Below are 23,196 nucleotides of genomic sequence, written 5' to 3' on the forward strand. Positions count from 1 at the left end.
CCGATGTCCGGGGTCAGATCGGCAGCGCCGTCGTCTTGAAGACGGTGCGCAGCGCGAAGGAGCTTTGCATCCCCTGCACCCCCGGCAGCCGCGCCAGTTTCGAGCGGTGGATGCGGGCGAAATCCTCGGTATCCTCGGCCACGACCTTGAGCAGGTAATCGGCCGAGCCCGCCATCAGATGGCATTCGAGCACGTCGGGGATCTTTTTCACCTCGCGTTCGAAGGCTTCCAGAACTTCGTCGGCCTGGCCCGACAGCGTGATCTCGACGAAGACGGTGGTCGGGCGGCCCAGACGGCGGGCATCGAGCAGCGCGACATAGTCGCGGATGTAGCCCTCCTCCTCCAGCCGTTGCACCCGGCGATGACAGGCCGAGGCGGAGAGGTTGACCCGTTCGGACAGTTCCGCGTTCGAGATCCGCCCCTGTTTTTGCAGCACGGTCAGGATGCGGCGATCTGTGGCGTCAAGGGTCATGGGCGCGCAAGTTTCTTCGAAGGTTTCGTTGATTGGCGGAAGATATGCGCGCAGAAATGGGGGTGTTGCAAGCATATTTGAACGCATTTTTCATGCCAACAAGCGCAGAGTGAGCGCAGAAATGGCAGGGAGGAACGCCATGAAGATCGGATGCGTGAAAGAGATCAAGGCACAGGAATTCCGGGTCGGCATGACCCCGGCGGCAGCGCGGGAGGCGGTGGCGCAGGGGCATGCGGTCTTGATCGAGACCGGGGCGGGGCTGGGCGCGGGCTTTGCCGATGCCGATTATGTCGCCGCCGGGGCGGCGATCGCGGCGGATGCCGCGACGGTCTGGGCCGAGGCCGAGATGGTGGTCAAGGTGAAGGAACCGCAGGCCGCAGAGCGGGCGCAACTGCGCCCCGGGCAGGTGCTGTTCACCTATCTGCATCTGGCGCCCGATCCGGAACAGACCGCGGATCTGCTGAAATCCGGGGCCACCTGCATCGCCTATGAGACCGTGACCGACCGGATGGGCGGGCTGCCGCTTCTGGCGCCGATGTCCGAGGTGGCGGGGCGGCTGGCGCCGCAGGTAGGCTCCTGGGCGCTGCAAAAGGCCAATGGCGGGCGCGGCGTGCTGATGGGCGGCGTGCCCGGGGTGCGTCCGGCCAATGTGGTGATCATCGGCGGCGGCGTCGTCGGCACGGCCGCCGCGCGGGTGGCGACCGGGATGGGGGCGCATGTGACGGTGCTCGACCGCTCGATCCCGCGGCTGAGCTATCTCGACGATGTCTTCATGGGGCGGCTGACGACGCAATATTCCGACCGCGCCGCGACGGAGGAGCTGATCCGGGACGCCGACATGGTGATTGGCGCGGTGCTGGTGCCGGGGGCGGCGGCGCCGAAGCTGGTCAGCCGCGCGATGCTGGCGACGATGAAGCCGGGCGCGGTGCTGGTCGATGTGGCGATCGATCAGGGCGGCTGCTTCGAGACCTCGCATGCCACGACGCATCAGGACCCGATCTACGAAGTGGATGGCATCATTCACTATTGCGTGGCGAACATGCCGGGCGCCGTGGCCCGGACCTCCACCCAGGCGCTGGGCAATGCGACGCTGCCCTTCCTGCTCGCGCTGGCGAACAAGGGCTGGCGGCAGGCCTGCGGTGATGACCCGCATCTTCTGGCCGGGCTCAATGTCCATGCGGGCCGGATCACCTGTGCCCCGGTCGGCGCGGCGCAGGGGCTGACCGCGATCGACCCGGTGACGGCGCTGAAGCTCTGATCTCTCCCCTGTTCCGGCGTGCATGTCGGAACAGGGGCTGTTCGCGGCTGCGGCTTGCGCGCGGGCGGATTTCGGGCAGGCTGGTCCGACAGGAGGCCCCCATGACCGATCTTTCGCTTTACCCGATCACCCGCCGCTGGCCCGCGACCAATCCCGACGTGATCCAGCTTTATTCCCTGCCGACGCCGAATGGCGTCAAGGTCTCGATCCTGCTGGAGGAAACCGGCCTGCCCTACGAAGCGCATCTGGTCAGTTTCGACACGCAAGACCAGATGACGCCCGAGTTCCTCTCGCTCAATCCCAACAACAAGATCCCGGCGATTCTCGACCCGAACGGGCCGGGGGGCAAGCCGCTTACGCTGTTCGAAAGCGGGGCGATCCTGATCTATCTGGCCGAGAAGGCGGGGCAATTCCTGCCCGAGGCGCAGCGCTATCAGGTGCTGCAATGGCTGATGTTCCAGATGGGCGGCGTCGGGCCGATGTTCGGGCAGCTGGGCTATTTCCACGCCTATGCCGGCAAGGAGATCGAGGATCCCCGCCCGAAGGAACGCTACCGCGCCGAGGTGGCGCGGCTGTTGCGGGTGCTTGATGGCGTGATGGCGGGGCGCGACTGGATCGCGGGCGATTATTCCATCGCCGATATCGCGATCTGTCCCTGGCTGCGCGGGCTGAGTGTGCATTACAAGGTCACCGATCTGGTCGGCTGGAATGACCTGCGCCACGTGCCCGCCTGGCTCGAGCGGTTCCTGGATCGCCCGGCCGTGCAGCGCGGCTTGTTGGTGCCGGAGCGTGGTCAGCCCTGAGACGGGCTGCCCGTCATGCCGCGGCCGACCCGTTCGGCGATTCGCGCCGCAAGCCAGGCCATCCAGCCTTCGGGCTGGGTGAAATGAAAGGGCGAGCCCTCGGGCATCGGGATCGGCGCTCCGGCCTGACGGGCCTCGGCCTCGCGCCGGGCGGCGGCGATGATCTGCGCCGGGCTGCGCTCCAGCGCGGCCATGGCCAGTTCGACCGCCTCGTCCCGGGTCAGCGCCGGATCGAAGAGGTCGGGCTGCATCCCCGCGGTCTCGACAAAGGTCCGCAGCCGCGATTGCGCCGCTTCGATCCGGGCCACGGCATGGTCGCGCTGATCGGCGCGGAAGGCACGTTCCAGCGGCAGGGTTTCCTCGAACGAGGACAGTTCCTCGCCCAGACCATCGATCGCCGCGGCCAGTTCCAGCGCCACTTTCGTATCATGGTTCCGGGCGATTTCGGCCTGGCAGGCCTCGATCATGTCGCGCAGCACGGTGATCCGGTGCAGCGCGATCACATCGGCGGTCTCGGCAAAGGCAATGTCGCGGGCGGCGCGGCCAAGATCGTCCATCGCCGATTCGAGCGGAAAAAGCGCCCGGGCAGGGCGGGCGGTGCCGAAAATGTTCCCGGCAAGTGTCCAGGCAGCGTCGTGAAGCATGGTGCATCCCCTTCTGGTGATGCGGTCACCCTGTCATAACGGGGTGAACAAGCGGTGAACGCCCGGCGCGATGTTCGCGTTGCGTTCCCGCTTTGCCCCGATCAGTTCACGTCGCGGATGATCTTGCAGAGCGGTTCGAACAGCTCGCCATTGGCCGCGATCACCGAATTGCTTTCGAAGATGCCGCGCTCGGCGCGCACCGGGCCGACGAAGCCGCCCGCTTCCTTCACCAGGATCAGACCGGCGGCGATGTCCCAGGCGTGGATGCCGCGCTCCCAATAGCCGTCATAGCGGCCCGAGGCGACATAGGCGAGGTCAAGCGCCGCCGAGCCGAAGCGGCGCACGCCCGCGCAGACCGGCATCAGCCGCGCCAGATCCTGCAGCGTCGCGGGCAGGGTGGAGCGGCCGCCAAAGGGCACGCCGGTCGCAAACAGCGCCTCGATCATGTGGCGCCGCCCCGAAACGCGCAGCCGGCTTTCGTTCATGAAGGCGCCAAGGCCTTTTTCCGCATAGTAAAGTTCGTCCTTGGCGGCGTCGAAGACCACGCCCGCGACAACCTCGCCCTTGTGTTCCAGCGCGATCGACACCGCCCAATGCGGCAGCCCGTGCAGGAAGTTCGTGGTGCCATCGAGCGGATCGACGATCCAGCGCCGGGTCGGGTCTTCGCCCGCTTCCTCGCCGGTTTCCTCGCCCAGCCAGCCATAGGTCGGACGCGCCCCGCGCAGCTCTTCCTTGATGATCCGTTCGGCTTCGCGGTCGGCTTTCGACACGAAATCCCCCGGCCCCTTGGAGGAGACCTGCAGGTTCTCGACCTCGCGGAAGTCCTTCACCAGAGCCCGCCCCGCCTTGCGCGCGGCCTTGATCATCAGGTTGAGGTTGGCACTGCCTTGCATCGGGGGCTCCTTAGGTCACAAGCGCCTGCCTTACACGGCAGAGGTGAAGATTCCAAGAGGTCAGCCGCGGATCAATTCGGCCCGTTTCGGCAGGAAGATGGTCAGCACCCCCATGACCGGCAGGGTGGAGCAGATCAGATAGACGGTGCGGATGCCCCAATGGTCGGCCATCAGCCCCAGCCCCGCCGCGGCAATGCCGCCCATGCCGAAAGACAGGCCAAAGAAGATCCCGGCCACCATGCCGACGCGGCCGGGCAACAGCTCTTGTGCCAGCACGACGATGGCCGAAAAGGCCGAGGCGAGGATCAGCCCGATGCAGACCGTCAGCACGCCCGAGGCGACAAGCCCGACATGCGGCAAGGCGAGGGTGAAGGGCAAAACGCCCAGGATCGAGATCCAGATCACCACCATCGGCCCGAACCGGTCGGCGACCGGCCCGCCCAGCACGGTTCCGGCCGCGACCGAGCCAAGGAACAGGAACAGCATCAGCTGCGCCGTGCGGGTGTCGACGCCGAAACTCTCGATCAGGTAGAAGGTGTAATAGGAATGCAGCGATGCCATGTAGGCGTTCTTCGAAAAGGTCAGGATCACCAGAACCGAGATCGCGGCGATGGTCCGGCCCTTCGACACCGGCAGGGTCTTGTCGACCGGCCTTTTCGCCCGCGCGGCCAGATGGCCGGCATACCAGCGGCTGACCTGCGTCAGCACGATCCCCGACAGCACCGCCAGCGCGGCAAAGATCGCGACCGAGGGGCGGCCAAAGGGCAGCACGACGAAAGCCGCCAGGAGCGGGCCGATCGAGGTGCCGAAATTGCCGCCGACCTGAAACACCGATTGCGCAAGGCCGAACCGCCCGCCCGAGGCGACCCGGGCGACGCGGCTTGATTCGGGGTGAAAGATCGCCGAGCCCAGCCCGACCAGCATCGCCGCCGCGATCAGCGCCGGATAGCTGGGCGCAAAGGCCAGCCCCATCACGCCCAGAAAGGTGCAGCAGGACGCCAGCGGCAGCGACCAGGGCTGCGGTTTCGCATCGGTGTAAATCCCGATCGCCGGTTGCAACAGCGAGGCCGTGCCCTGAAACGCCAGCGTCAAAAGCCCGATCTGCCAGTATTGCAGCGCGAAATCGTGCTTCAGGATCGGATAGATCGACGACAGCATCGACTGCATCACATCATTGAGCATGTGGCAGGCGGATACGGCCAGAAGGATCGGGAACACGGTCGCTTGCGCGGCGCGCGGCTGGGGAATGGCGGTCATGGATGGTCCTCGGGCTGAGGCCGCGATCTAATCCCGGCCCCGATGCCGCGTCACGCGCAACTTTGTGACGGTTACATCACCCTTGCGTGACGGGGCTTACGCCCGTTGCAGCTTCACCGGCTCGGTCCGCGCCAGCCGCAGGAAATGCGCCATATAGGGCTCGGTCACGTCTTCCTCGCGCGTGGCCGCATAAAGCCGCTTCGTCAGGCCCTGTTCGGTCACCCGCTTGGTGACGTAATCGGGCTGATATTTCACCTCGCGCAGCACCCAGTCGGGCAGCACCGCCACCCCCCGCCCCGAGGCGACCAGCATCAGGATGACCGTTGTCAGCTCCACCTGCCGATGCGCTTTCGGCTCCACCTTGGCGGGGGTCAGCAGCAGCGAGAACACATCCGACCGCGCCCGGTCGATCGGATAGGTCAAAAGCGTCTGATCGGCGAAATCCCTTGCCTCGACAAAGGGTTTCGCGGCCAGCGGGCTGTTGGCCGAGGCGATGAAGGTGGGCGAATAGTCGAACAGCGGGTTGAAGGTGATGCCCTCGATCCGCTCGGGGTCGGAGGAGATCACCAGATCGACATCTTCGCGCGCCAGCGCCTGCAGCGCGGTGAAGGCAAGGCCCGGGCGAATGTCGATGTCGATCTCCGGCCAGACGCGGCGAAAGGCTTCCAGAACCGGGAACAGCCATTCGAAACAGGCGTGGCATTCGATGGCGATATGCAGCCGCCCGGCCCGTCCCTGCCGGATCGCGGCGAACTCCGCCTCGGTCGCGTCGATCTCGGGCAGGATGCGCTCGGCCAGACGCAAGAGCTTCAGCCCCGCCGCCGACAGGCGCAAGGGCTTGGAGCGACGCGCAAAAAGCTCGACGCCCGCCTGATCCTCCAGCCCCTTGACCTGATGCGACAGCGCCGATTGCGTGATGTGCAGGATATCTGCCGCCTTCGCGAGGCCGCCCGCATCGTGAATGGCCTTGATCGTGCGCAGATGCCGAAACTCGATGTGCATTATGAGCCGCGCCTCATCACCTTCTTGAAGATTATGAATTTGTCTCACATCGCGGAATCGGCGACAAGGGGACAACACAAAAAGGATGCCCCCGATGACCACGCCGCATGTCAGCTTTGAATTCTTCCCGCCGCAGACGCTCGACGCCTCGTTCCGGCTGTGGGAGACGGCGCAGGTTCTGGCGCCGCTCAAGCCCGGCTTCGTCTCGGTCACCTATGGCGCGGGCGGCACCACCCGCAAGCTGACGCATGAGGCCGTGGCGGCGATCCACAAGAATTACGGCCTGAACGTCGCCGCGCATCTGACCTGCGTCGATGCGACCCGGGCCGAAACGCAAGAGATCATCGACGCCTATGCCGAGGCTGGCGTCACCGAGATTGTCGCGCTGCGCGGTGATCCGCCGAAAGGCGCCGCCCGCTTCACGCCGCATCCGGACGGGTTTGCCTCCTCGGTGGACCTCATCGAATGGCTGGCGCGGGACGGCCGCTTCACGCTGCGCTGCGGCGCCTATCCGGAACCGCATCCGGAAGCCGCCGACACGCTGGCCGACGTGCGCTGGCTGAAACGCAAATGCGAGGCGGGGGCGACCTCGGCGATCACGCAATTCTTCTTTGAAGCCGAGACCTTCTTCCGCTTCCGCGACGCCTGCGTGAAGGAAGGGATCACCGCCAAGATCATCCCGGGCATCCTGCCGATCCAGTCCTGGAAAGGCGCCAAGAGCTTTGCGCAGCGCTGCGGCACCTCGATCCCGACCTGGGTCGAAGAGGCCTTTGACCATGCGATCCGCGACGACCGCGAACAGCTGCTGGCCACGGCGCTGTGCACGGAGCTCTGCGACAACCTGATCGCGGGCGGGGTGGAGGATCTGCATTTCTACACGCTGAACCGGCCGCAGATGACCCGCGATGTCTGCCATGCGCTGGGCGTCAACCCGGGTGTGGTGCTGGAAAACGTCGCCTGATCCGATCGGCGGATCTGACGCAACGGAACTTTTGGGGGGGGCTTCGGCCCCCTTTTCCGTTTCCTTCCCCTGCGTCACGCTGGCGCAAAGGGAGAATGCGATGACCGAACCGACCTATGCCGCGGGGCCCGCGGATTTTCTGTCGCTGGCCGAGGTGCAGGCGATGACCGGCCTTGACTACATGCGCGCGATGCTGGCGGGGCAGGTGCCCACGACGACCTTTGCGCGCGGCTGCAATTACCGCATCACCCGGGTCGAGCCCGGGCTGGTCGAGGTGACGGGCACGCCGGGGCACGAGCACACCAACGCTTTCGGCGGCGTGCATGGCGGCTGGTACGGGGTGCTTCTGGATACGGCGCTGACCTGCGCGGTGATCACCGGGCTCAAACGCGGGCAGTATCAGACGACGACAGAATACAAGGTCAACATGCTGCGCGCGATCCCCCCGGGGACCGAGGTCCGCGCCATCGGCCGGGTCGAGCATGTCGGACGCTCGACCGGCGTCGCGCGGGGCGAGATTGTCGGCACCGCCGATGGCAAGACCTATGCCCTTGGCACCGCCACCTGTCTGATCATGGGGGCCTCGGCCGGATAGGGCGCCAGCGCCAGTTCCGGTTTCGGGCCGCGGCGCTTCAGCCCGGTGCCGACGCGGATCCACCATTCCAGCTTGCGCCGTCGCACCGATTCGTGCAGCCGTTCCGACCCGTCCACGCCCACCCGGCGCGGCTGGCGCATGATGAAGAACTTGCCCCAGCCGCCCCAGCTGCCGACCGAAGGCGCGGCGGGATCGCAGGGAAATCCCGCCTGCCAGCCCGCGGGCAGGGTCAGGCCAAGAGCCTCGGCCTGTTCCAGCATCCAGACCAGCGGAATGTTCGACAAGGGCCGGGCGGCGTCGTAATCGGCCAGCTGCCCGCCCACATCGGCATGACAGCCGCGAAACCAGACCTGCTCGATCCGCGTGGCGCCGGAGCCGTCGCTGTTCCACAGCAGCGGCGACAGCACCGGCCGCGTCTCGTGCAGCGCCAGCGCCTGAAACCCGTGCCGGACCGACCGGCCCAGCCGGTGATCGTGAAACCGGACCCGATCCGCGCTCATCGTCCAGAACAGCGGCAACCGCACCCCCAGCGCCGCCACCGTGTCAAAGACCCCGACCATCTCGATCGGCGCCGAAGGGTGACAGAGCGCATCGCGAAAGGCCACGGGCGAGACCTCGGCCCGGTAATGCCGCCAGGCCTGTTCGACGTTGCGTTCGGTCGCGGCATCCTTGCGCAGCAGACCGACGCGCTCGATCAGCCCGGCCAGCGAGCGCGCGGCAAAGGCGCCCCGCGAATAGCCGATGAGGAAAATCCGGTCGCCCGGACGGTAGCGCATCGCCAGCCAGCCATAGGCGCGCAGGATCTGCGCCTCCACCCCCCAGCCCAGCCAGATATCCTTGAGATCGCGCCATTCCCGATATTGCAGCCCCTTGCCGTAATAGACCGAGGCCCGCGGCGAGGCCCGGCGCAAAAAGCGGTAGATCATCCCGATCGAGGTCAGATGCGCCTGCGACAGCGAGCCGAGCGTGCCGTCGAGCAGCACCACATGGTCCACGGATCCGCGCGCCGGACGCGGGGGGGGGCTGGTATCGCCGCCTGCCGCACTGGCCTTGCGTTGCCGCCATTTCCCGAACACGCGATGCAACAGTCCGACCATGACGCGACCCCGTCGTCTGCGGCCCTGAATGTCAACGGCCTCACCCTGAATTTAGGGCAAGGCCGTTAATCCTCAATTACGCGCGCGCCAAAGTGTCGCGGATCTCCGCAACTGTTGCCGCAAGGTCAGCCTTTCAGCGCCAGCGCGGTGACGATTTCCATCTGCCCGAAGCCGTTGAACCGGGTGTTGGTGGCCGAGCAATAGGCACCCATGCCGTGGAACACCACGTAATCGCCCTCGGACAGTTCGGCGGGAAGGGCGACATCCCCCGGCAGCCGGTCGACCGAATCGCAGGTCGGGCCGAAGACGATGCGCTCGACCATGTCGCCGCCGCGTTCGAACCCCTCGGGCGACCAGACCTCGATCCGCTCGATGTTGCCGATCAGCGGCAGTTCCGCCAGACCGCCATAGACACCGTCGTTCAGGAACACATGCGTGTCGTCGCGCAGCGCCTTGACCTTGGTGATATGGGTGAAGGCATCGCCCACCAGCCCGCGGCCGGGTTCGCAGACCAGAATCGGACGGTCAGAGCCGAAAGCCTCGGTCGTGGCGCGGTCGATCAGCGCGAAGATGTCCTCGAGCACCGGCGCCGGGCCCATCTTGCGATGGTTCGGGAAGCCGCCGCCGACGTTCAGCCGATGCGCCCGCACCCCCGCCGTCGCACAGATTTCCGAGGCGACGAGGATATAGGCCTCCCAGGCGGCCGGATCGGTGCATTGCGTGCCCGGGTGGAAGGTGAGCGAGGGGATGAACCCGGCGTCCGCGGCGCGGCGCAGCAATTCCGCCGCCAGATCCGCGGTGGCGCCGAACTTGGCGCCGAAGTTGTAGGCGGCCCCCTGCACCGGCAGCTTGAAGCGCACCGAGATTTCGCACTTCTCGGCGGGCACCATCTCGATCAGCTTGTCCAGCTCCGAGCGCGAATCGACCGACCAGGTCTTCACCCCTGCCCGCACCGCATGGGCGATTTCCTCGCGCCCGCGGACCGGGTTGTGGTAATGCAGCGCGGCCCCGGGGGCGAGACGACGGATGAGATCGATCTCGAAGGGCGAGGCGACGTCGAACCCCTTGACGCCCGCGGCGACAAGGTTCTGGATCACCATTTCATCCGGGTTCGACTTCACCGCATAGGTGACGACGCCCGGAAAGCCCTTGAGGAACCGCCGCGCGGTCGCCTGCAACGCGGTGGGCGAGAACACCAGCACCGGATGATCGGGTTGTTTCGTACGGATGATTTCGGACGGTTGAGTCCAAATAGTTTTGGAAAGTCCCATCGGCTTCTCCTCGCCAATAGAACGCAGCCACCTCTTGCCCCGGCTATGTTACGGGTGGGGAGACGCTTACGACGCGTTTCGACCTAACCCAGGCCAGGTGCGTATGAGCCGCCCTTTTCCTGCTCTCTCAGAATGCGCGATATGATGCACATTTTCACCGATCAAAAGAGTAGAAATGCGGCGATCAGTCGTTATAATGACGAAATCATCGGTCAATCTGCAAGTGTTGCACAATGGACGAACTGGATACGGCAATCGTGGGGCTGCTGTCGGGCGATGCCCGGATTTCGGTGGCGACTTTGTCGCGCCGGCTGAAGGTTGCGCGCTCCACCATTCAGGCCCGGCTGGAGCGGCTGGAGACCTCGGGCGTGATCGCGGGCTACACCGTGAAGCTGGGCGAAGCGGCCCGGGCGGGGCGGCTGCGGGCCACCGTTTTGCTGATGGTGGAACCCCGCGCGCAGGCGGGCATCCTGACCCGGTTGAAGTCGATCCCCGAGGTCGAGCGGATCTCGACCACCTCCGGCCGGATCGATCTTTTGCTGCAGGTGGCGGCGAATTCGACGGCGCAGCTCGATGTGGTTCTGGACCAGATCGGCGAGATGCAGGGGGTGCGCAGTTCCGAAAGCCTGATCCATCTGAGCACCAAGCTTGACCGGGCGGTCTGAGCGGCTGGTTGCGGGCGGGGGGGCGCACCCCATTCGACGGGAAAGCCTTGCAGCGGCAGGCGTTTCGATCCCGCCTCGCCCCGTGGGATATTTGCGCCAGGGTGAAAGCAGGACGCAGGGCTGTCATGCGAATCGTGCTAGGCTGAGGCTCCGCTTCAGAAGGAGGTTTCATGTCCTTTCACGGTCTTCCCTGCTGGTTCGAGGGGATGGTGGCCGATCCCGACGCGGCGCAGGCGTTTTACACGCAGGTCTTTGGCTGGGACTGGAGCGATGCCGGGATGGAGGGCGTCGATTACCGCCTTGCCCGCTCGGGCGCCGACATGGTGGCCGGGCTGATGGCGCTGAAGGATTGCACCGAGGGGACGCCGCCGAACTGGACGCTCTATCTGGCGGCAGAGGATTGCGACGCGACGGCGGCGCAGCTGCGCGATCTGGGCGGGCAGGTGTTGAAGGCCCCGGCCGACATTCCCGGCACCGGGCGCTTCGCCATTCTGGCCGATCCGCAGGGGGCGGTTTTCGGCATCCTTGCGCCCTTGCCGATGGATCCGCCGCCGCAGGGCGGGGCCTGGAACCAGAAGACGCCGGGCCATGGCCGCTGGATCGAGCTGATGACGCCCGACCCGAAAGCGGCGCTGGAAACCTATCGCAAGCTCTTCGACTGGCGGCCCGACATGTATTTCGACATGGGCCCGGCTGGCGGCTATCACGTCTTTGCCCATCGCGGCACGCAGATCGGCGGCATGATGGGGCAGGGGCAGGCCCCCTGTCCGACCTGGCTGCCCTATTTCGGCGTCGCCTCGGTCGCAAGGACGATCGCGGCGATCACCGCCGCGGGCGGCACCGTGCTGCATGGCCCCACCGAGGTTCCCGGCCCGGCCTTTGTCGCCGCCTGCCGCGATCCGCAGGGCGCGCATTTCGCCATCGTCGGCCCCAATCGCTAGGCCGAAACGTCTCAGAGGCTTTTCCTTGCAGGGGCTGCGCGCTAAACAGCCTCAAGCCCTGAAAGGACAGAACCGATGAGCATGGAAAAGACCTTCGACGCGCGCGAAGCCGAGCCGCGGCTTTATGCGAAATGGGAAGCGGCGGGTGCCTTCAAGGCCGGGGCCAATGCCTCGCGCCCCGAGACCTTCTGCATCATGATCCCGCCGCCGAATGTCACCGGGGCGCTGCACGTCGGCCATGCCTTCAACAACACGGTGCAGGATATCCTGATCCGCTGGCACCGGATGCGCGGTTTCGACACGCTCTGGCAGCCGGGGCAGGACCATGCGGGCATCGCCACCCAGCTGATGGTGGAAAAGGAACTGGCCAAGACCCAGCAACCCTCGCGCGCGGAACTGGGGCGCGACGAATTCCTGAAAAAGGTCTGGGAGTGGAAGGGCAAATACGGCTCGACCATCATCAACCAGCTGAAACGGCTGGGGTCTTCCTGCGACTGGGACCGCAACGCCTTCACCATGTCGGGGGCGCCGAATGCGCCTGCGGGCGAGGAGGGCAATTTCCATGACGCGGTGATCAAGGTCTTTGTCGATCTTTACAACAAGGGCCTGATCTATCGCGGCAAGCGGCTGGTGAACTGGGACCCCCATTTCGAGACCGCGATTTCCGATCTGGAGGTCGAGAATATCGAAGTGGCCGGGCACATGTGGCACTTCAAATACCCGCTCGCGAATGGCGCCACCTACGAATATGTGGAAAAGGACGCCGAGGGGAATGTGACCCTGCGCGAGACGCGCGATTACATTTCCATCGCCACGACGCGCCCCGAAACCATGCTGGGCGATGGCGCGGTGGCGGTGCATCCCAGTGACGAACGCTATGCGGCCATCGTCGGCAAGCTTTGCGAAATTCCGGTCGGGCCCAAGGAACACCGGCGTCTGATCCCGATCATCACCGACGAATATCCCGATCCGACCTTCGGCTCGGGCGCGGTGAAGATCACCGGCGCGCATGATTTCAACGACTATCAGGTGGCCAAGCGGGCGGGCCTGCCGCTCTATCGGCTGATGGACAGCCGCGCGAAGATGCGGGCCGATGGGGCCGATTACGAAACCTGCGCGATCCGGGCGATGGAGATTTCCAAGGGCGCCCCCTTCACCGAGGCCGAGGTCGACACGCTGAACCTGATCCCCGACAATCTGCGTGGTCTGGATCGTTACGAGGCCCGCAAGATCGTGGTCGAGGAAATCAACGCCGAGGGTCTGGCGGTGATGATCGCCAACCCGAAGGCGGGCGAGGAAGGCCAGCCCGATCTGATCCCCTATGTGGAATCGAAGCCGATCATGCAGCCCTTTGGCGACCGGTCGAAAGTCGTGATCGAGCCGATGCTGACCGACCAATGGTATGTCGACGCCGAAAAGGTCGTCGGCCCGGCGCTGGAGGCCGTGCGGACCGGCAAGACCAGGATCATGCCCGAGGCGGGTGAGAAGACCTATTACCACTGGCTGGAGAACATCGAGCCCTGGTGCATCTCGCGCCAGCTGTGGTGGGGGCACCAGATCCCGGTGTGGTATGGGCCAGGCCTTATCGAGGGGATGTCATTTGAGGAGCATGGAATAGATGCTCTCACCAACAACCCCATGAAGACGTTTTGTGCTGCAAGCGAAGCTGAAGTCATCGAGGCGGCAAAAGCGTTTTACGGGAAGAACGTCGAAGTCCGTTTTTCAAAGTTCGACAAACTGCCTCCCGCTGACGGCAAGCGCAAAATGCCGAATCCCGTTGCAGTTGGTGGCGGCAATGTGGAGAGAGTTTCGCTTGCGAGCGTCGATCTTGCTCGCGACCCCGATGTGCTCGACACTTGGTTCTCCTCAGGCCTCTGGCCGATCGGCACCCTTGGCTGGCCCGAGGCGACCCCGGAAATGCGCAAGTATTTCCCCACCGATGTTCTGGTGACGGGCTTTGACATCCTGTTCTTCTGGGTCGCCCGGATGATGATGATGCAACTCGCCGTGACCGGGGAAATTCCGTTCCACACCGTCTACCTGCATCAGCTCGTCCGCGACGAGAAGGGCAAGAAGATGTCGAAGACGGCGGGCAACGTCATCGACCCGCTGGAGATCATCGACGAATTCGGCGCTGATGCTTTGCGCTTCACCAATGCCTCGATGGCCGCCATCGGCGGGGTGCTGAAGCTTTCGAAAGACCGCATTGCGGGCTATCGCAATTTCGGCACGAAGCTGTGGAACGCCACCCGCTTTGCCGAAATGAACGGCGTTTTCGAGGCCGAGGTCGCGGGCATCCCGCAGCCCAGCCAGACCGTGAACCGCTGGATCATCGGCGAAACCGCCAAGGTCCGGGCCGAGGTCGATGCGGCGTTTGAGAGCTACCGTTTCAACGACGCCGCGAATGCGCTTTACGGCTTTGTCTGGGGCAAGGTCTGCGACTGGTATGTGGAATTCTCGAAACCGCTCTTCGACGGCGAGCATGCGGCGGAAACCCGGGAAACGATGCGCTGGGTGCTGGATCAGTGCTACATCCTGCTGCATCCGATCATGCCCTTCATCACCGAAGAGCTGTGGGGCCTGACCGGCACCCGCGCGAAGATGCTGGTCCATGCCGATTGGCCGACCTACGGCGCCGAGCTGATCGACGCCGAGGCGGATCGGGAAATGAACTGGGTGATCGCGCTGATCGAGGAAATCCGGTCCTCGCGTGCGCAGATGGGCGTTCCCGTGGCGCTGAAACTGCCGATGGTGCTGGCCGAGGCCGAGCCCCAGGCCCGCGCGGCGCTGGCCCGGAACGAGGCGCTCATTCTGCGCATGGCCCGGCTTGAAGCGATCACCGAAGGCACGGTCGCCAAGGGCTCGATCTCGATCCCGGCGGCGGGGGCCCTGTTCGGTCTGCCGCTCGAAGGGGTGATCGATGTGGCGGCCGAAAAGGCCCGGCTCGAAAAGGCGTTGGCCAAGGTCGAAAAGGAAGCGGCGGGGCTGAAGGCGCGGTTTGCGAACCCGAAATTCGTCGCCAATGCCGCCGAAGAGGTGATCGAGGAAGCCCGCGAAAACCTCGCCGCGCGCGCGGAAGAGGCGGCGAAGATCGGCGCGGCGCTGAAGCGTCTGGCCGAACTCGGATAAAGGAAGAAGGGGGGCTCCCGCGCTTGTCGGCTCCCCCCGGGATATTTTCGGCAAGATAAAGGCCCGGAAGCCTCCCTTTATCTTGCCGGAAATATCCCAAGGGGGTCGGGGGGTGTGAAACCCCCGCCGCCGCCGCCGGATCAGCCGCCCATCCCGAACCATTGCGCCCAAAGGCCCGCCGCCCAGAACATCAGGCTCAGCGTCATCATCAGGATGCCCAAGCCGAACTTGTCGCGCAGCGCAAAGACGATCGGGTCGTAATCCTGCTTGCCGAACCAGCCCAGCGCCACCATGCGCACCAGCCAGCCGCCCATCGGCAGCATCGCCAGCCACAAAAGCCAGGTGTCGGGGTAAAGCATCCGCCCCTGATCCGAGATCGAGTAAAGGAAAAAGACCACCAGCGCGCCGACGACGCCGATCCCTGCCACATTGAGCAGATCGCCCCGGTCCGGGCGGCCGTAGCCGCGGCCGGGCAGCGGGTCGGTGTCGGGGGCAAGCGTCAGTTCGGTCAGCCGTTTCACGCAGCCAAGGCTGAGGAAGATCGGAAACAGGAAGACCAGCATGTAGATCGAGACATCGACCATCCCCGCCGCGGCCCCGGCGACGACGCGCAGCGTGTAAAGCGCCGCCAGCGTGGTGATGTCGACCCAGCGCATCCGTTTGAGCCGCAGCGAATAGGCAAGCGACATCGCCATGTAGAGCAAAAGGATGCCGAGGAAGCCCGCGTTCAGCGCCGCCGCAAGGGCCAGCGCCGCCAGCACCAGCCCGGCGCAGGCGATCATCCCCACCCGGATCGGCACCGCGCCGCAGGCGAAGGGGCGGCGGCATTTCACCGGATGCAGCCGGTCGGCCTCGAGGTCGAGCAGGTCGTTGACGATGTAGATCGCCGAGGCGGCCAGCGAAAACGCCACCATCCCGAGCAGGATCGGCAGCAGCGTCACGGTGTCGAAACGATGCGCCGCGATCATCGGCAACAGCAGCAGCAGGTTCTTCACCCATTGATGCGGCCGCAGCGCCTTGAGCAGCGCCGCCGCGCTCCAGCCGCCGGGCAGGGTCACCACGCCGATGCCGCGCGCGGGCAGGGCGGCGGTCTCGGGCACCCGGCCCACCACCACCGCGGTTTCCGCATGTTCCCAGACCGCCATGTCGGTGGCCTCGTTGCCCGCATAGACGAAGCCGCGCGGCCCGAAGACCCGCACCAGCGCCCCGGCCTTGGCGGCGCCCTTCAGATTGAGCCGCCCGTCCGAGGCGAAGATCCGCTCGGACAGCCCGTGATCGGCCGCCAGCTGCGCCACCAGCCGCTGATCCGAGGCCGAGGCCAGACAGACCTCGCGGCCCTCGTTCAGCGCGCCGATCACCACCTCGGCCACGGCGGGGGCGACGGGCATCAGATCGGTGCGCAAGGGCCCCAGCGCGGCCAGTTCCGCCTTCAGCCGGGCGCGGTCGCGAAAGGTGGTCGCCGCGATCCGCAGCGTGCGCAGCGGCATCCGGCCCAGACCGGCCCAGAAGCTTTCCAGCAGCAGATCCGTGCGCAGAAAGGTGCCGTCGACATCCAGCACCAGCGGTTTGTCATGGCTCATCGTCATCCCTTCGAGGCAAAGACGCAGCCGTCCGTGACCAGTTCGGGCGGGCTGAGACAGAGGCCCCGCGCCACCTGCCAGGCCGCCAGCACCTTGGGCACGTAATCGCGCGTCTCGGCATAGGGCGGCACGCCGCCATTTCCCTTCACCGCGTTTTCCCCGGCATTGTAAGCGGCGATCACCATCAGCGGATCGCGGTCGAATTCCTTCATCAGCCAGTTCAGATAGGCGACGCCGCCCTTGATGTTCTGGCCCGGATCGCGGCTGTCGGACACGGCAAAGCGCGTCGCCGTCGCGGGGATCAGCTGCATCAACCCGACCGCGCCCGAATGCGAGACCGCATCGGCCTGTCCGCCCGATTCCGTGGAGATCACCGCCAGCACCAGCGCGGGCGAGACCTCGGTGCCGATCGTCGCGGCCAGGATGTCGCGGCCATGCGTCTGCGCGATCGCCTGCAGGCTGGCCAGCCGCGGTGCCCGCACCGCCTGCCCGCCCGGCCCCATGGTCAGCGCGTCGATCGCCTGCTGGAACCGCCCCGCCCGGTCGGCCAGCGCGGGCGAGACGACGTTCCAGAACCAGGCATAAGAGGCCGCGCCGCCATCCGCCGTCCGGCCCACCCCCGTCCCCGCGCCGGAGGCGGGCGGCGGCGTCGCGGTCAGCGGTGCGAAGGGTTTGGCCGCCTGGGCGGCAAGGGCGGCCGCCTGTTCCTCGGGGTTGATCTGGATCGTCAGGAACCGCGTCTGCCCGGCCTTGGGCGGCAGCACGCGACGGGGTTGGAAATGATGCACGGTCGGCGATTTCGGGCCGATTTCGGCAAGGGCGGGCACGACCGAAACGGTCGCGCTCAGGGCGAGACTGACGACGATTATCCGGCGCATGTGCGCGATCCTGCTCTGGTGATCCGGTTTTGGACCTTTTGTCCGGCGAAGGCCGGTTGCGGTCACTATTCCCGAAACCGGGCGAAAAACCAAGACCAACGCGATTTCCCCGCAAGATCGGCGCCGGATTCGCCCCGACCTGTTGCACGAAGGCTTGTCTGCGCGGCCCCGGGGCAGCTGCGCCGCGGCCTTTGCCCCGCCCTTTCCCCCGAATCTCCTTGGGCGAGGCGGGCGCGCGCTGGCGCGAAAATGGTTAAGATTGCATTTACTTCGGCGCGGTTTCGGCCTTGCCGCGAAGATATACCGCTTCCGCCCCATTCAGGTCACGATTCACCGCCAGAAAGACCCCATACCGCGAGGCTGGATGCAACGAAGCCCGGCAGCAGCGCGGAGCAACCCGAACCCAAGGAGAGACCCCATGAAGTTCTTCAAATTCGCCCGCAAGATCCGCACCGAAGAAGATGGCGCCGTGACCGTTGACTGGGTCGTGCTGACCGCTGCCGTCGTCGGCCTCGGCGCTGCCGCGCTGCTGCTGGTGCGCGAAAAGACCGAAGGCCTCACCAAGGAAATCGGCACCTATCTCGACTCCGCCGAAGTCAAGAGCACGTTCTGATCGATCTTGCGGGATCGATTTCGGGGGCCGGGCGGCCCCTGGCTTGTTCGGATCCGGTGCCGGTTGATCCGGCCGGTCCTTTGCTGCGGGCGCCGTTCGCCGGAAAAAATGCGTCGATCTGCCCAAATTGTGCCGCCTTGCGCCGCTAGGGTGGATCGGGATCGCCCATTGCAGAAGAGAGCACCGAAATGCGAGAGAGATTTTTGTCGACCCTCCGGAATCTCATGGTCCATGACGACGAAGGCGCCATCACCGTCGACTGGGTGGTGTTGACGGCGGCCGTGGTGTCGCTGGGCATGGTCGCGGGCGGGGTCGTGTGGACCAACTCCGGCAGCATCGCCCGCAATGTCGGTGAATTTCTGGGCACCCAGTCGGTGAAAAGCACCTTCTGAGGCCCGGGCGGGCGGGCCTTCGGCTTGGCGGCGGCCCGCAGCCGGGGGCGATGGTGTGAGATATTGGGCCGAGCCTTCGGTCTGGAAAGAAGAGGGGTGCGCGGATGCGTATGATTGTCGCTCTTGTCCTGGTGCTGGGTGTCGCCCTCGCCGGTCTTGCGGTCTACATGGCGCAGCAGCAGATCTCGCAGTTCCAGGTCGAGCGGGACAGGCTTGTGGCCGAGCAGCGCAATGCGCCGCAACTGGTCGATGTGGTGGTGCTGCGCCGCCCGCTGGCCTATGGCGAACGCTTCACCGCCGCCGATCTGGGCGTGATCAAGATGCAGGTCGGCCACCTGCCCGCGGGCATCTTCCACAGTGTCGCGACGCCCCAGGGCGCCCCCGAGGAGGCGCAGGCCGCCTCGGTCTTCCCCGGCGGCGAGACCCGTCCGCGCGCGGCCTTGCGCGCCTATGACGCCTACGAGGCGATCCTGGCCAACAAGATCACCGCCCCCGGCGTCGACGCCGGGATCACGGCCAGCCTGTCGCCGAACATGCGCGCCTTCACCATTTCGGTCGACGCCACCACCGGGGTTTCGGGCTTCCTGCGGCCGGGCGACCGGGTCGATGTCTACTGGTCGGGCGAGGTGAACGGCGAACGGGTGACGAAGCTGATCGACACCAACCTGCGGCTGATCGCCATCGACCAGAGCGCCGATGCCGACCGCGCCGAGGAAACCCAGCTTGCCAAGACGGTGACCGCCGAGGTGACGCCCGAACAGGTGGCCTCGCTGACGCTGGCGCAGGGCACCGGAGAGCTGACGCTGTCGCTGGTGGGGATGCAGAACACCGCCGATCCGGGCGCGATCGAGATCGACCGCAACAAGCTTCTGGGCATTCAGGTGCAGGAGGCCGTCAAGGTCGAGGCGGCGCGGGTCTGCACCGTCAAGACCCGCAAGGGCACCGAGGTGATCGAAACGCCGATCCCCTGCAAGAACTGAACGCCGCCGCTCCGGCCCGGCGCATCGCCTGCGACGCAGAAAAGATCCGCGGAACCGGTTGATTCTTGCAAAAAAATCGACACTCGGGCATTGTCTGCGCCATATGGGTGAAAATCACCGAATACCGGGCGACAGATCCGGGGGTAGCAGCGTGATCGGAGAGGCAGGATCACCATGAAAATGAAGAGTTTCTTCGGGGCTTGCGCGCTGGGCGCCGCGCTTGCGACGGCTGTGACCCTGCCGGTTGCCGCGGAGACGCTGCGCATCGTTTCGGGGACGGGCAGCACGCCGCTGGCGGTGCCGATGAACCGCGCCGTGGTGGTGGAAAGCGACCAGCCGTTCTCGGAGCTGTCGATCGCCAATCCCGGCATCGCCGATGTCACCACGCTTTCCGACAAGACGATCTACGTTCTGGGCAAGGTGCCCGGCCGCACGACGATGACGATCCTCGGGGCCGATGGCACGCTGTTGTCGAATGTCGAAGTGCAGGTCACCCCCGACATCGCCGAGTTCAAGGAACGGCTGAAACAGATCCTGCCCGGCGAGAATATCGAGGTCCGCACCGCCAATGACGGCATCGTGCTGTCGGGCACCGTGTCCTCCTCGGCGAAACTCGATCGCGCGCTGGATCTGGCGCGGCGCTATGCGGGCGAGCGGGTGTCGAACCTGATGAATGTCGGCGGCACGCAGCAGGTGATGCTGAAGGTCCGCTTCGCCGAGATGCAGCGCTCGGTGTCGAAGAACCTCGCCTCGTCGCTGGCGATGCGCGGCACGGTGGGCGGCGGCAATGCCCAGACCGGGGTGATCACCGGCACCGGCAACTTCACCGCGACCGATGCGGTGGGCAATGCCTTCGACAAGGGCACGATGCCGATTTCGGCCTCTACCCAGGGCGCGCTGGGCCTTGGCTTCACCGTCGGCAACATGGAATTCGGCGTGCTGCTGGAGGCGCTGGAAAGCAAGGGGATGGTCCGCACCCTGGCCGAACCGAACCTGACCGCGCTTTCGGGGCAGCAGGCCAAGTTCCTGGCGGGCGGCGAATATCCGATCCCGGTGGTCGACGACGACGGGATCACCATCGAATACAAGCCCTTCGGCGTCGAGATGTCGTTCATCCCCCGCGTCGTCGACGGCGATCTGATCAACCTGGAAATCGCCGCCGCGGTCTCGGCCATCGACACGTCGGTGACGATGACGAACAACGGCACGACGGTGAACGCCTTCAAGCGCCGCGAGACCTCGACCACGGTCGAGATGCGCGACGGCGAAAGCTTTGCCATCGCCGGGCTGCTGCAGGACGATTTCAACGATCTGAACACGCAGATCCCGTGGCTGGGCGATGTGCCGGTGCTGGGTTCTCTGTTCCGCTCGACCGCGTTCGAGCGCAAGCAATCCGAACTTGTCATCATCATCACGCCGCATCTGGTCACGCCGACGCATGGCGAGGCGCTGGCGCTGCCGACCGACCGCATCAGGCTGCCCAGCGAATCCGAGCTGTTCCTGCGCGGCAAGACCGAGGGCGGCGCCGCGGGCGAAGTGGCCCGGCAGGATTTTTCCGGCTCCTACGGCTATGTGATGGAGTGAGGGAATGCAGCTTGGGGGCCAGGGCATGCGCTATTGGGTGATCGTCGCGGGCGCGCTGGCGCTGGCCGGATGCAGCGGTGCCGAAGTGGGCAGCCAGTATGAAACCGGCGGCTTTGGCAATGCCACGATGAACAACACCCTGATGATGACCGGGCAGCGCGATTTCGCCGTCAGCCTGACGCGCAAATTCGCCCAGGATGTGCCCAATACGGTCAATTTCGCCTTCAACTCGGATCGGCTGGACGGCACGGCGCAGGCGGCGCTGGCGCAGCAGGCGAACTGGATCAAGCAATTCCCCGAGGTGAAATTCCGCGTCTATGGTCACACCGATCTTGTCGGCTCGGATGCCTACAACAAGGCGCTGGGCCTGCGCCGCGCCCGGGCCGTCGTTGCCTTCCTGACCGGGCAGGGGATTTCCCGGTCCCGGCTGGAAGCGGTCGTGTCCTATGGCAAGACGCAGCCGCTGGTCTATGATCCCGGCCCGAATGCGCAGAACCGCCGCACCGTCACCGAGGTTTCGGGGCTGGTCAAGCGCGCCCCGCAATATTTGAACGGCCAATATGCGGAACTGGTGTTCCGCGAATATGTGACCTCGGCCATGCCGGTCAGCATCGTCACGCTCTCCACCGGCCAGTCCAACGGCGGCGGCGGCGGTGGCGCCAGCGCCGCCCAGTAAGACCCGTCAGATCCTCGTTCCGGGCGGGCTTTGGCAACAAGGCCCGCCTGTTTGCCGGATCGTCGCCAAATACCCCACAATTGGAACAATCCGGCCCAAATGTTGCCCAGATTGGCCGCGACCCTTGGCAGGCAGGAAATGGCGCGTCCCCCGAGTCGTGCCCCTTTCGTGGCTGTGCCGGGCGCAGATTTCCCCGGTCAGGTTGCGAAATGCGTAACAAAGGACCGAGGCAATGAGTGCAGCAGCAAGTCTTTCTCCGGAACCGGCGCCGATCGTGGCCTGCACGGTCTCCCGGGACGTCTCGAATTTCGACCTGCTGATCGAGGACATGGAGGCCGAGCTGGGCGAAAGCTGGGGCGACCTGACCTTCGAAGATGCGGCGGTCTTCCTCAATCAGCCCGATTCCGAACTGCTCGAATTCATCGCCATCGCGGTGGACAACGAAGACGAGAACAATCTGGCGCGGATTTCCGGCATCATCGGCACCGCCAAGGAAAAGGGCATCCGCGTCATCCTGATCGCCGAGGAGGTCAGCCCGATCGCCCTGCATCAGCTGCTGCGTCTGGGCGCCGACGATTTCGTGCCCTATCCGCTGCCCGAAGGCGCCCTGCACGAGGCGATCGAGCGGCTCGGCCAATCCGATCTGCCGCCCGAACTGCCCGCCGCCGCCGCGGCTCCGCCCGCCTTCAAGGCCTCGGGCGGGCGCGACGGGGTGGTGCTGCCGGTGCATGGCCTCTCGGGCGGGGTGGGGGCGACGACCTTTGCCGTCAACCTGGCCTGGGAACTGGCCACGCCCGAGACCTCGAAAAAGGCGCCGGTGCCGCCGCCGCGGGTCTGCCTGCTCGATTTCGACCTGCAATTCGGCACCGCCTCGACCTATCTGGACCTGCCGCGCCGCGATCTGGTGTTCGAGATGTTGCAGGACACCGCGCATCTGGATGCCGAAAGCTTCAATCAGGCGCTTTTGACCTTCAACGACCGGCTGCATGTGCTGACCGCGCCGTCAGAGATGCTGCCGCTCGACATCGTCACCGCCGAGGATATTTCCCGCATCATCGAGATGGCGCGGTCGAATTTCGATTTCGTGGTCATCGACATGCCGACCACCGTCGTCAGCTGGACGGAAACCGTGCTGAGCCAGGCGCATCTGTATTTCGCGCTGATCGAGCTCGACATGCGTTCGGCGCAGAACACCTTGCGGATGATCCGGGCGCTGAAGGCGGAAAACCTGCCGGTCGAAAAGCTGCGCTTCGTGCTGAACCGGGCACCGAAATTCACCGATCTGTCGGGCAAGTCGCGGGTGAAGCGGCTGGCCGAAAGCCTGGATATCGGCATCGAACTGCTGCTGTCGGACTGCGGCCGGATCGTCACCCAGGCGAATGACCACGGCCTGCCGCTGGCGCTCTCGGCGGCCAAGGCGCCCCTGCGCAAGGAAATCCAGAAGCTGGCCCAGTCCATCGCCGACCTGAACCGCGCCGCCGAAGCCGCCACGGCCTGAGCGGAGC

General features: G+C 65.7%; 22 protein-coding genes. 13 read left to right on the forward strand and 9 right to left on the reverse strand.

The window, feature by feature from the left end:
- Positions 1–13: 13 nt before the first annotated feature.
- Positions 14–472: an Lrp/AsnC family transcriptional regulator gene (locus RCAP_RS02450; RefSeq protein ID WP_013066227.1), complete on the reverse strand. Its 459-nt coding sequence runs from the start codon at positions 470–472 to the stop codon at positions 14–16.
- Between the two features lie 139 nt (positions 473–611).
- On the opposite strand from RCAP_RS02450, the gene ald reads away from it, so the two are divergent.
- The gene (gene ald, locus RCAP_RS02455) at positions 612–1,730 is read left to right on the forward strand and encodes an alanine dehydrogenase (protein WP_013066228.1); all 1,119 of its coding nucleotides are present in this window, start codon (positions 612–614) and stop codon (positions 1,728–1,730) included.
- 101 nt (positions 1,731–1,831) lie between these two features.
- Positions 1,832–2,533 carry a glutathione S-transferase N-terminal domain-containing protein gene (locus RCAP_RS02460; protein WP_013066229.1) on the forward strand — a complete coding sequence of 234 codons (702 nt, stop codon included), beginning with the start codon at positions 1,832–1,834 and terminating at the stop codon, positions 2,531–2,533.
- Here RCAP_RS02460 and RCAP_RS02465 read toward each other — a convergent pair.
- The 4 genes from RCAP_RS02465 to RCAP_RS02480 form a co-directional block, all read right to left on the reverse strand.
- A complete protein-coding gene (locus RCAP_RS02465; RefSeq protein ID WP_013066230.1) occupies positions 2,524–3,177 on the reverse strand; it encodes a hypothetical protein in 654 nt (217 codons plus the stop codon). The two genes, RCAP_RS02460 and RCAP_RS02465, sit on opposite strands and share 10 nt — an antisense overlap.
- A 101-nt stretch (positions 3,178–3,278) precedes the next feature.
- Entirely contained in the window at positions 3,279–4,070 is a 792-nt protein-coding gene (locus tag RCAP_RS02470) for an inositol monophosphatase family protein (RefSeq protein WP_013066231.1), read from the reverse strand.
- 60 nt (positions 4,071–4,130) lie between these two features.
- Positions 4,131–5,327 (reverse strand): MFS transporter, encoded by a 1,197-nt coding sequence (locus tag RCAP_RS02475; protein WP_013066232.1) that lies wholly within the window; start codon positions 5,325–5,327, stop codon positions 4,131–4,133.
- Between the two features lie 96 nt (positions 5,328–5,423).
- On the reverse strand, positions 5,424–6,329 hold the full coding sequence (locus RCAP_RS02480) for a LysR family transcriptional regulator (protein WP_013066233.1): 906 nt from the start codon (positions 6,327–6,329) through the stop codon (positions 5,424–5,426).
- A gap of 94 nt (positions 6,330–6,423) precedes the next feature.
- Between RCAP_RS02480 and metF the strand changes: the two genes are divergently transcribed.
- Together metF and RCAP_RS02490 are read left to right on the forward strand one after the other, a co-directional pair.
- Positions 6,424–7,290 carry a methylenetetrahydrofolate reductase [NAD(P)H] gene (gene metF, locus RCAP_RS02485; RefSeq protein WP_013066234.1) on the forward strand — a complete coding sequence of 289 codons (867 nt, stop codon included), beginning with the start codon at positions 6,424–6,426 and terminating at the stop codon, positions 7,288–7,290.
- A gap of 100 nt (positions 7,291–7,390) precedes the next feature.
- Positions 7,391–7,885 carry a PaaI family thioesterase gene (locus tag RCAP_RS02490; protein WP_013066235.1) on the forward strand — a complete coding sequence of 165 codons (495 nt, stop codon included), beginning with the start codon at positions 7,391–7,393 and terminating at the stop codon, positions 7,883–7,885.
- On the opposite strand, the gene RCAP_RS02495 is transcribed toward RCAP_RS02490, so the two are convergent.
- Positions 7,834–8,982, reverse strand: coding sequence for a DUF2235 domain-containing protein (locus RCAP_RS02495; protein WP_013066236.1), 1,149 nt, complete (start codon positions 8,980–8,982; stop codon positions 7,834–7,836). The two genes, RCAP_RS02490 and RCAP_RS02495, sit on opposite strands and share 52 nt — an antisense overlap.
- A gap of 125 nt (positions 8,983–9,107) precedes the next feature.
- Positions 9,108–10,253: a type III PLP-dependent enzyme gene (locus RCAP_RS02500; protein ID WP_013066237.1), complete on the reverse strand. Its 1,146-nt coding sequence runs from the start codon at positions 10,251–10,253 to the stop codon at positions 9,108–9,110.
- Between the two features lie 233 nt (positions 10,254–10,486).
- Here RCAP_RS02500 and RCAP_RS02505 point away from each other — a divergent pair, with 233 nt between their 5' ends.
- The 3 genes from RCAP_RS02505 to RCAP_RS02515 all read left to right on the forward strand — a co-directional run bounded on the left by RCAP_RS02505 (position 10,487) and on the right by RCAP_RS02515 (position 14,988).
- The gene (locus tag RCAP_RS02505; protein WP_013066238.1) at positions 10,487–10,918 is read left to right on the forward strand and encodes an Lrp/AsnC family transcriptional regulator; all 432 of its coding nucleotides are present in this window, start codon (positions 10,487–10,489) and stop codon (positions 10,916–10,918) included.
- A 170-nt stretch (positions 10,919–11,088) separates the two neighbouring features.
- A complete protein-coding gene (locus RCAP_RS02510; protein ID WP_013066239.1) occupies positions 11,089–11,859 on the forward strand; it encodes a VOC family protein in 771 nt (256 codons plus the stop codon).
- Positions 11,860–11,934: 75 nt separating this feature from the next.
- On the forward strand, positions 11,935–14,988 hold the full coding sequence (locus tag RCAP_RS02515) for a valine--tRNA ligase (RefSeq protein WP_013066240.1): 3,054 nt from the start codon (positions 11,935–11,937) through the stop codon (positions 14,986–14,988).
- 140 nt (positions 14,989–15,128) lie between these two features.
- On the opposite strand, the gene RCAP_RS02520 is transcribed toward RCAP_RS02515, so the two are convergent.
- Positions 15,129–16,568 carry a UbiA family prenyltransferase gene (locus RCAP_RS02520; RefSeq protein ID WP_013066241.1) on the reverse strand — a complete coding sequence of 480 codons (1,440 nt, stop codon included), beginning with the start codon at positions 16,566–16,568 and terminating at the stop codon, positions 15,129–15,131.
- A 2-nt stretch (positions 16,569–16,570) separates the two neighbouring features.
- Positions 16,571–17,446: a lytic transglycosylase domain-containing protein gene (locus RCAP_RS02525; protein WP_013066242.1), complete on the reverse strand. Its 876-nt coding sequence runs from the start codon at positions 17,444–17,446 to the stop codon at positions 16,571–16,573.
- Between the two features lie 418 nt (positions 17,447–17,864).
- On the opposite strand from RCAP_RS02525, the gene RCAP_RS02530 reads away from it, so the two are divergent.
- The 6 genes from RCAP_RS02530 (at position 17,865) to RCAP_RS02550 (ending at position 23,189) form a co-directional block, all read left to right on the forward strand.
- A complete protein-coding gene (locus RCAP_RS02530) occupies positions 17,865–18,059 on the forward strand; it encodes a hypothetical protein (RefSeq protein WP_013066243.1) in 195 nt (64 codons plus the stop codon).
- Between the two features lie 224 nt (positions 18,060–18,283).
- Positions 18,284–18,451: a hypothetical protein gene (locus tag RCAP_RS19485; RefSeq protein WP_023910918.1), complete on the forward strand. Its 168-nt coding sequence runs from the start codon at positions 18,284–18,286 to the stop codon at positions 18,449–18,451.
- A 104-nt stretch (positions 18,452–18,555) separates the two neighbouring features.
- Positions 18,556–19,431, forward strand: coding sequence for a Flp pilus assembly protein CpaB (cpaB, locus tag RCAP_RS02535; RefSeq protein ID WP_013066245.1), 876 nt, complete (start codon positions 18,556–18,558; stop codon positions 19,429–19,431).
- Between the two features lie 174 nt (positions 19,432–19,605).
- On the forward strand, positions 19,606–21,015 hold the full coding sequence (locus tag RCAP_RS02540) for a type II and III secretion system protein family protein (RefSeq protein ID WP_013066246.1): 1,410 nt from the start codon (positions 19,606–19,608) through the stop codon (positions 21,013–21,015).
- Between the two features lie 4 nt (positions 21,016–21,019).
- Positions 21,020–21,691: an OmpA family protein gene (locus RCAP_RS02545; protein ID WP_013066247.1), complete on the forward strand. Its 672-nt coding sequence runs from the start codon at positions 21,020–21,022 to the stop codon at positions 21,689–21,691.
- Positions 21,692–21,923: 232 nt separating this feature from the next.
- Entirely contained in the window at positions 21,924–23,189 is a 1,266-nt protein-coding gene (locus RCAP_RS02550) for an AAA family ATPase (protein ID WP_013066248.1), read from the forward strand.
- The last annotated feature ends 7 nt before the right edge of the window (positions 23,190–23,196 follow it).

Origin of the sequence: Rhodobacter capsulatus SB 1003, from assembly GCF_000021865.1 — a bacterium.
Classification (GTDB): Bacteria; Pseudomonadota; Alphaproteobacteria; order Rhodobacterales; family Rhodobacteraceae; genus Rhodobacter; species Rhodobacter capsulatus_B.

What these genes read in the sequence shown, in the direction of transcription:
- metF (WP_013066234.1), top strand. Translation starts at nt 6,424, where the DNA reads ATGACCACGCCGCATGTCAGCTTTGAATTCTTCCCGCCGCAGACGCTC.
- RCAP_RS02520 (WP_013066241.1), bottom strand. Translation starts at nt 16,568, where the DNA reads ATGAGCCATGACAAACCGCTGGTGCTGGATGTCGACGGCACCTTTCTG.
- RCAP_RS02460 (WP_013066229.1), top strand. Translation starts at nt 1,832, where the DNA reads ATGACCGATCTTTCGCTTTACCCGATCACCCGCCGCTGGCCCGCGACC.
- RCAP_RS02475 (WP_013066232.1), bottom strand. Translation starts at nt 5,327, where the DNA reads ATGACCGCCATTCCCCAGCCGCGCGCCGCGCAAGCGACCGTGTTCCCG.
- cpaB (WP_013066245.1), top strand. Translation starts at nt 18,556, where the DNA reads ATGCGTATGATTGTCGCTCTTGTCCTGGTGCTGGGTGTCGCCCTCGCC.
- RCAP_RS02515 (WP_013066240.1), top strand. Translation starts at nt 11,935, where the DNA reads ATGAGCATGGAAAAGACCTTCGACGCGCGCGAAGCCGAGCCGCGGCTT.
- RCAP_RS02490 (WP_013066235.1), top strand. Translation starts at nt 7,391, where the DNA reads ATGACCGAACCGACCTATGCCGCGGGGCCCGCGGATTTTCTGTCGCTG.
- RCAP_RS02525 (WP_013066242.1), bottom strand. Translation starts at nt 17,446, where the DNA reads ATGCGCCGGATAATCGTCGTCAGTCTCGCCCTGAGCGCGACCGTTTCG.
- RCAP_RS02495 (WP_013066236.1), bottom strand. Translation starts at nt 8,982, where the DNA reads ATGGTCGGACTGTTGCATCGCGTGTTCGGGAAATGGCGGCAACGCAAG.
- RCAP_RS02500 (WP_013066237.1), bottom strand. Translation starts at nt 10,253, where the DNA reads ATGGGACTTTCCAAAACTATTTGGACTCAACCGTCCGAAATCATCCGT.
- RCAP_RS02545 (WP_013066247.1), top strand. Translation starts at nt 21,020, where the DNA reads ATGCAGCTTGGGGGCCAGGGCATGCGCTATTGGGTGATCGTCGCGGGC.
- RCAP_RS02470 (WP_013066231.1), bottom strand. Translation starts at nt 4,070, where the DNA reads ATGCAAGGCAGTGCCAACCTCAACCTGATGATCAAGGCCGCGCGCAAG.
- RCAP_RS02505 (WP_013066238.1), top strand. Translation starts at nt 10,487, where the DNA reads ATGGACGAACTGGATACGGCAATCGTGGGGCTGCTGTCGGGCGATGCC.
- RCAP_RS19485 (WP_023910918.1), top strand. Translation starts at nt 18,284, where the DNA reads ATGGTCCATGACGACGAAGGCGCCATCACCGTCGACTGGGTGGTGTTG.
- ald (WP_013066228.1), top strand. Translation starts at nt 612, where the DNA reads ATGAAGATCGGATGCGTGAAAGAGATCAAGGCACAGGAATTCCGGGTC.
- RCAP_RS02450 (WP_013066227.1), bottom strand. Translation starts at nt 472, where the DNA reads ATGACCCTTGACGCCACAGATCGCCGCATCCTGACCGTGCTGCAAAAA.
- RCAP_RS02480 (WP_013066233.1), bottom strand. Translation starts at nt 6,329, where the DNA reads ATGCACATCGAGTTTCGGCATCTGCGCACGATCAAGGCCATTCACGAT.
- RCAP_RS02530 (WP_013066243.1), top strand. Translation starts at nt 17,865, where the DNA reads ATGAAGTTCTTCAAATTCGCCCGCAAGATCCGCACCGAAGAAGATGGC.
- RCAP_RS02550 (WP_013066248.1), top strand. Translation starts at nt 21,924, where the DNA reads ATGAGTGCAGCAGCAAGTCTTTCTCCGGAACCGGCGCCGATCGTGGCC.
- RCAP_RS02540 (WP_013066246.1), top strand. Translation starts at nt 19,606, where the DNA reads ATGAAAATGAAGAGTTTCTTCGGGGCTTGCGCGCTGGGCGCCGCGCTT.
- RCAP_RS02465 (WP_013066230.1), bottom strand. Translation starts at nt 3,177, where the DNA reads ATGCTTCACGACGCTGCCTGGACACTTGCCGGGAACATTTTCGGCACC.
- RCAP_RS02510 (WP_013066239.1), top strand. Translation starts at nt 11,089, where the DNA reads ATGTCCTTTCACGGTCTTCCCTGCTGGTTCGAGGGGATGGTGGCCGAT.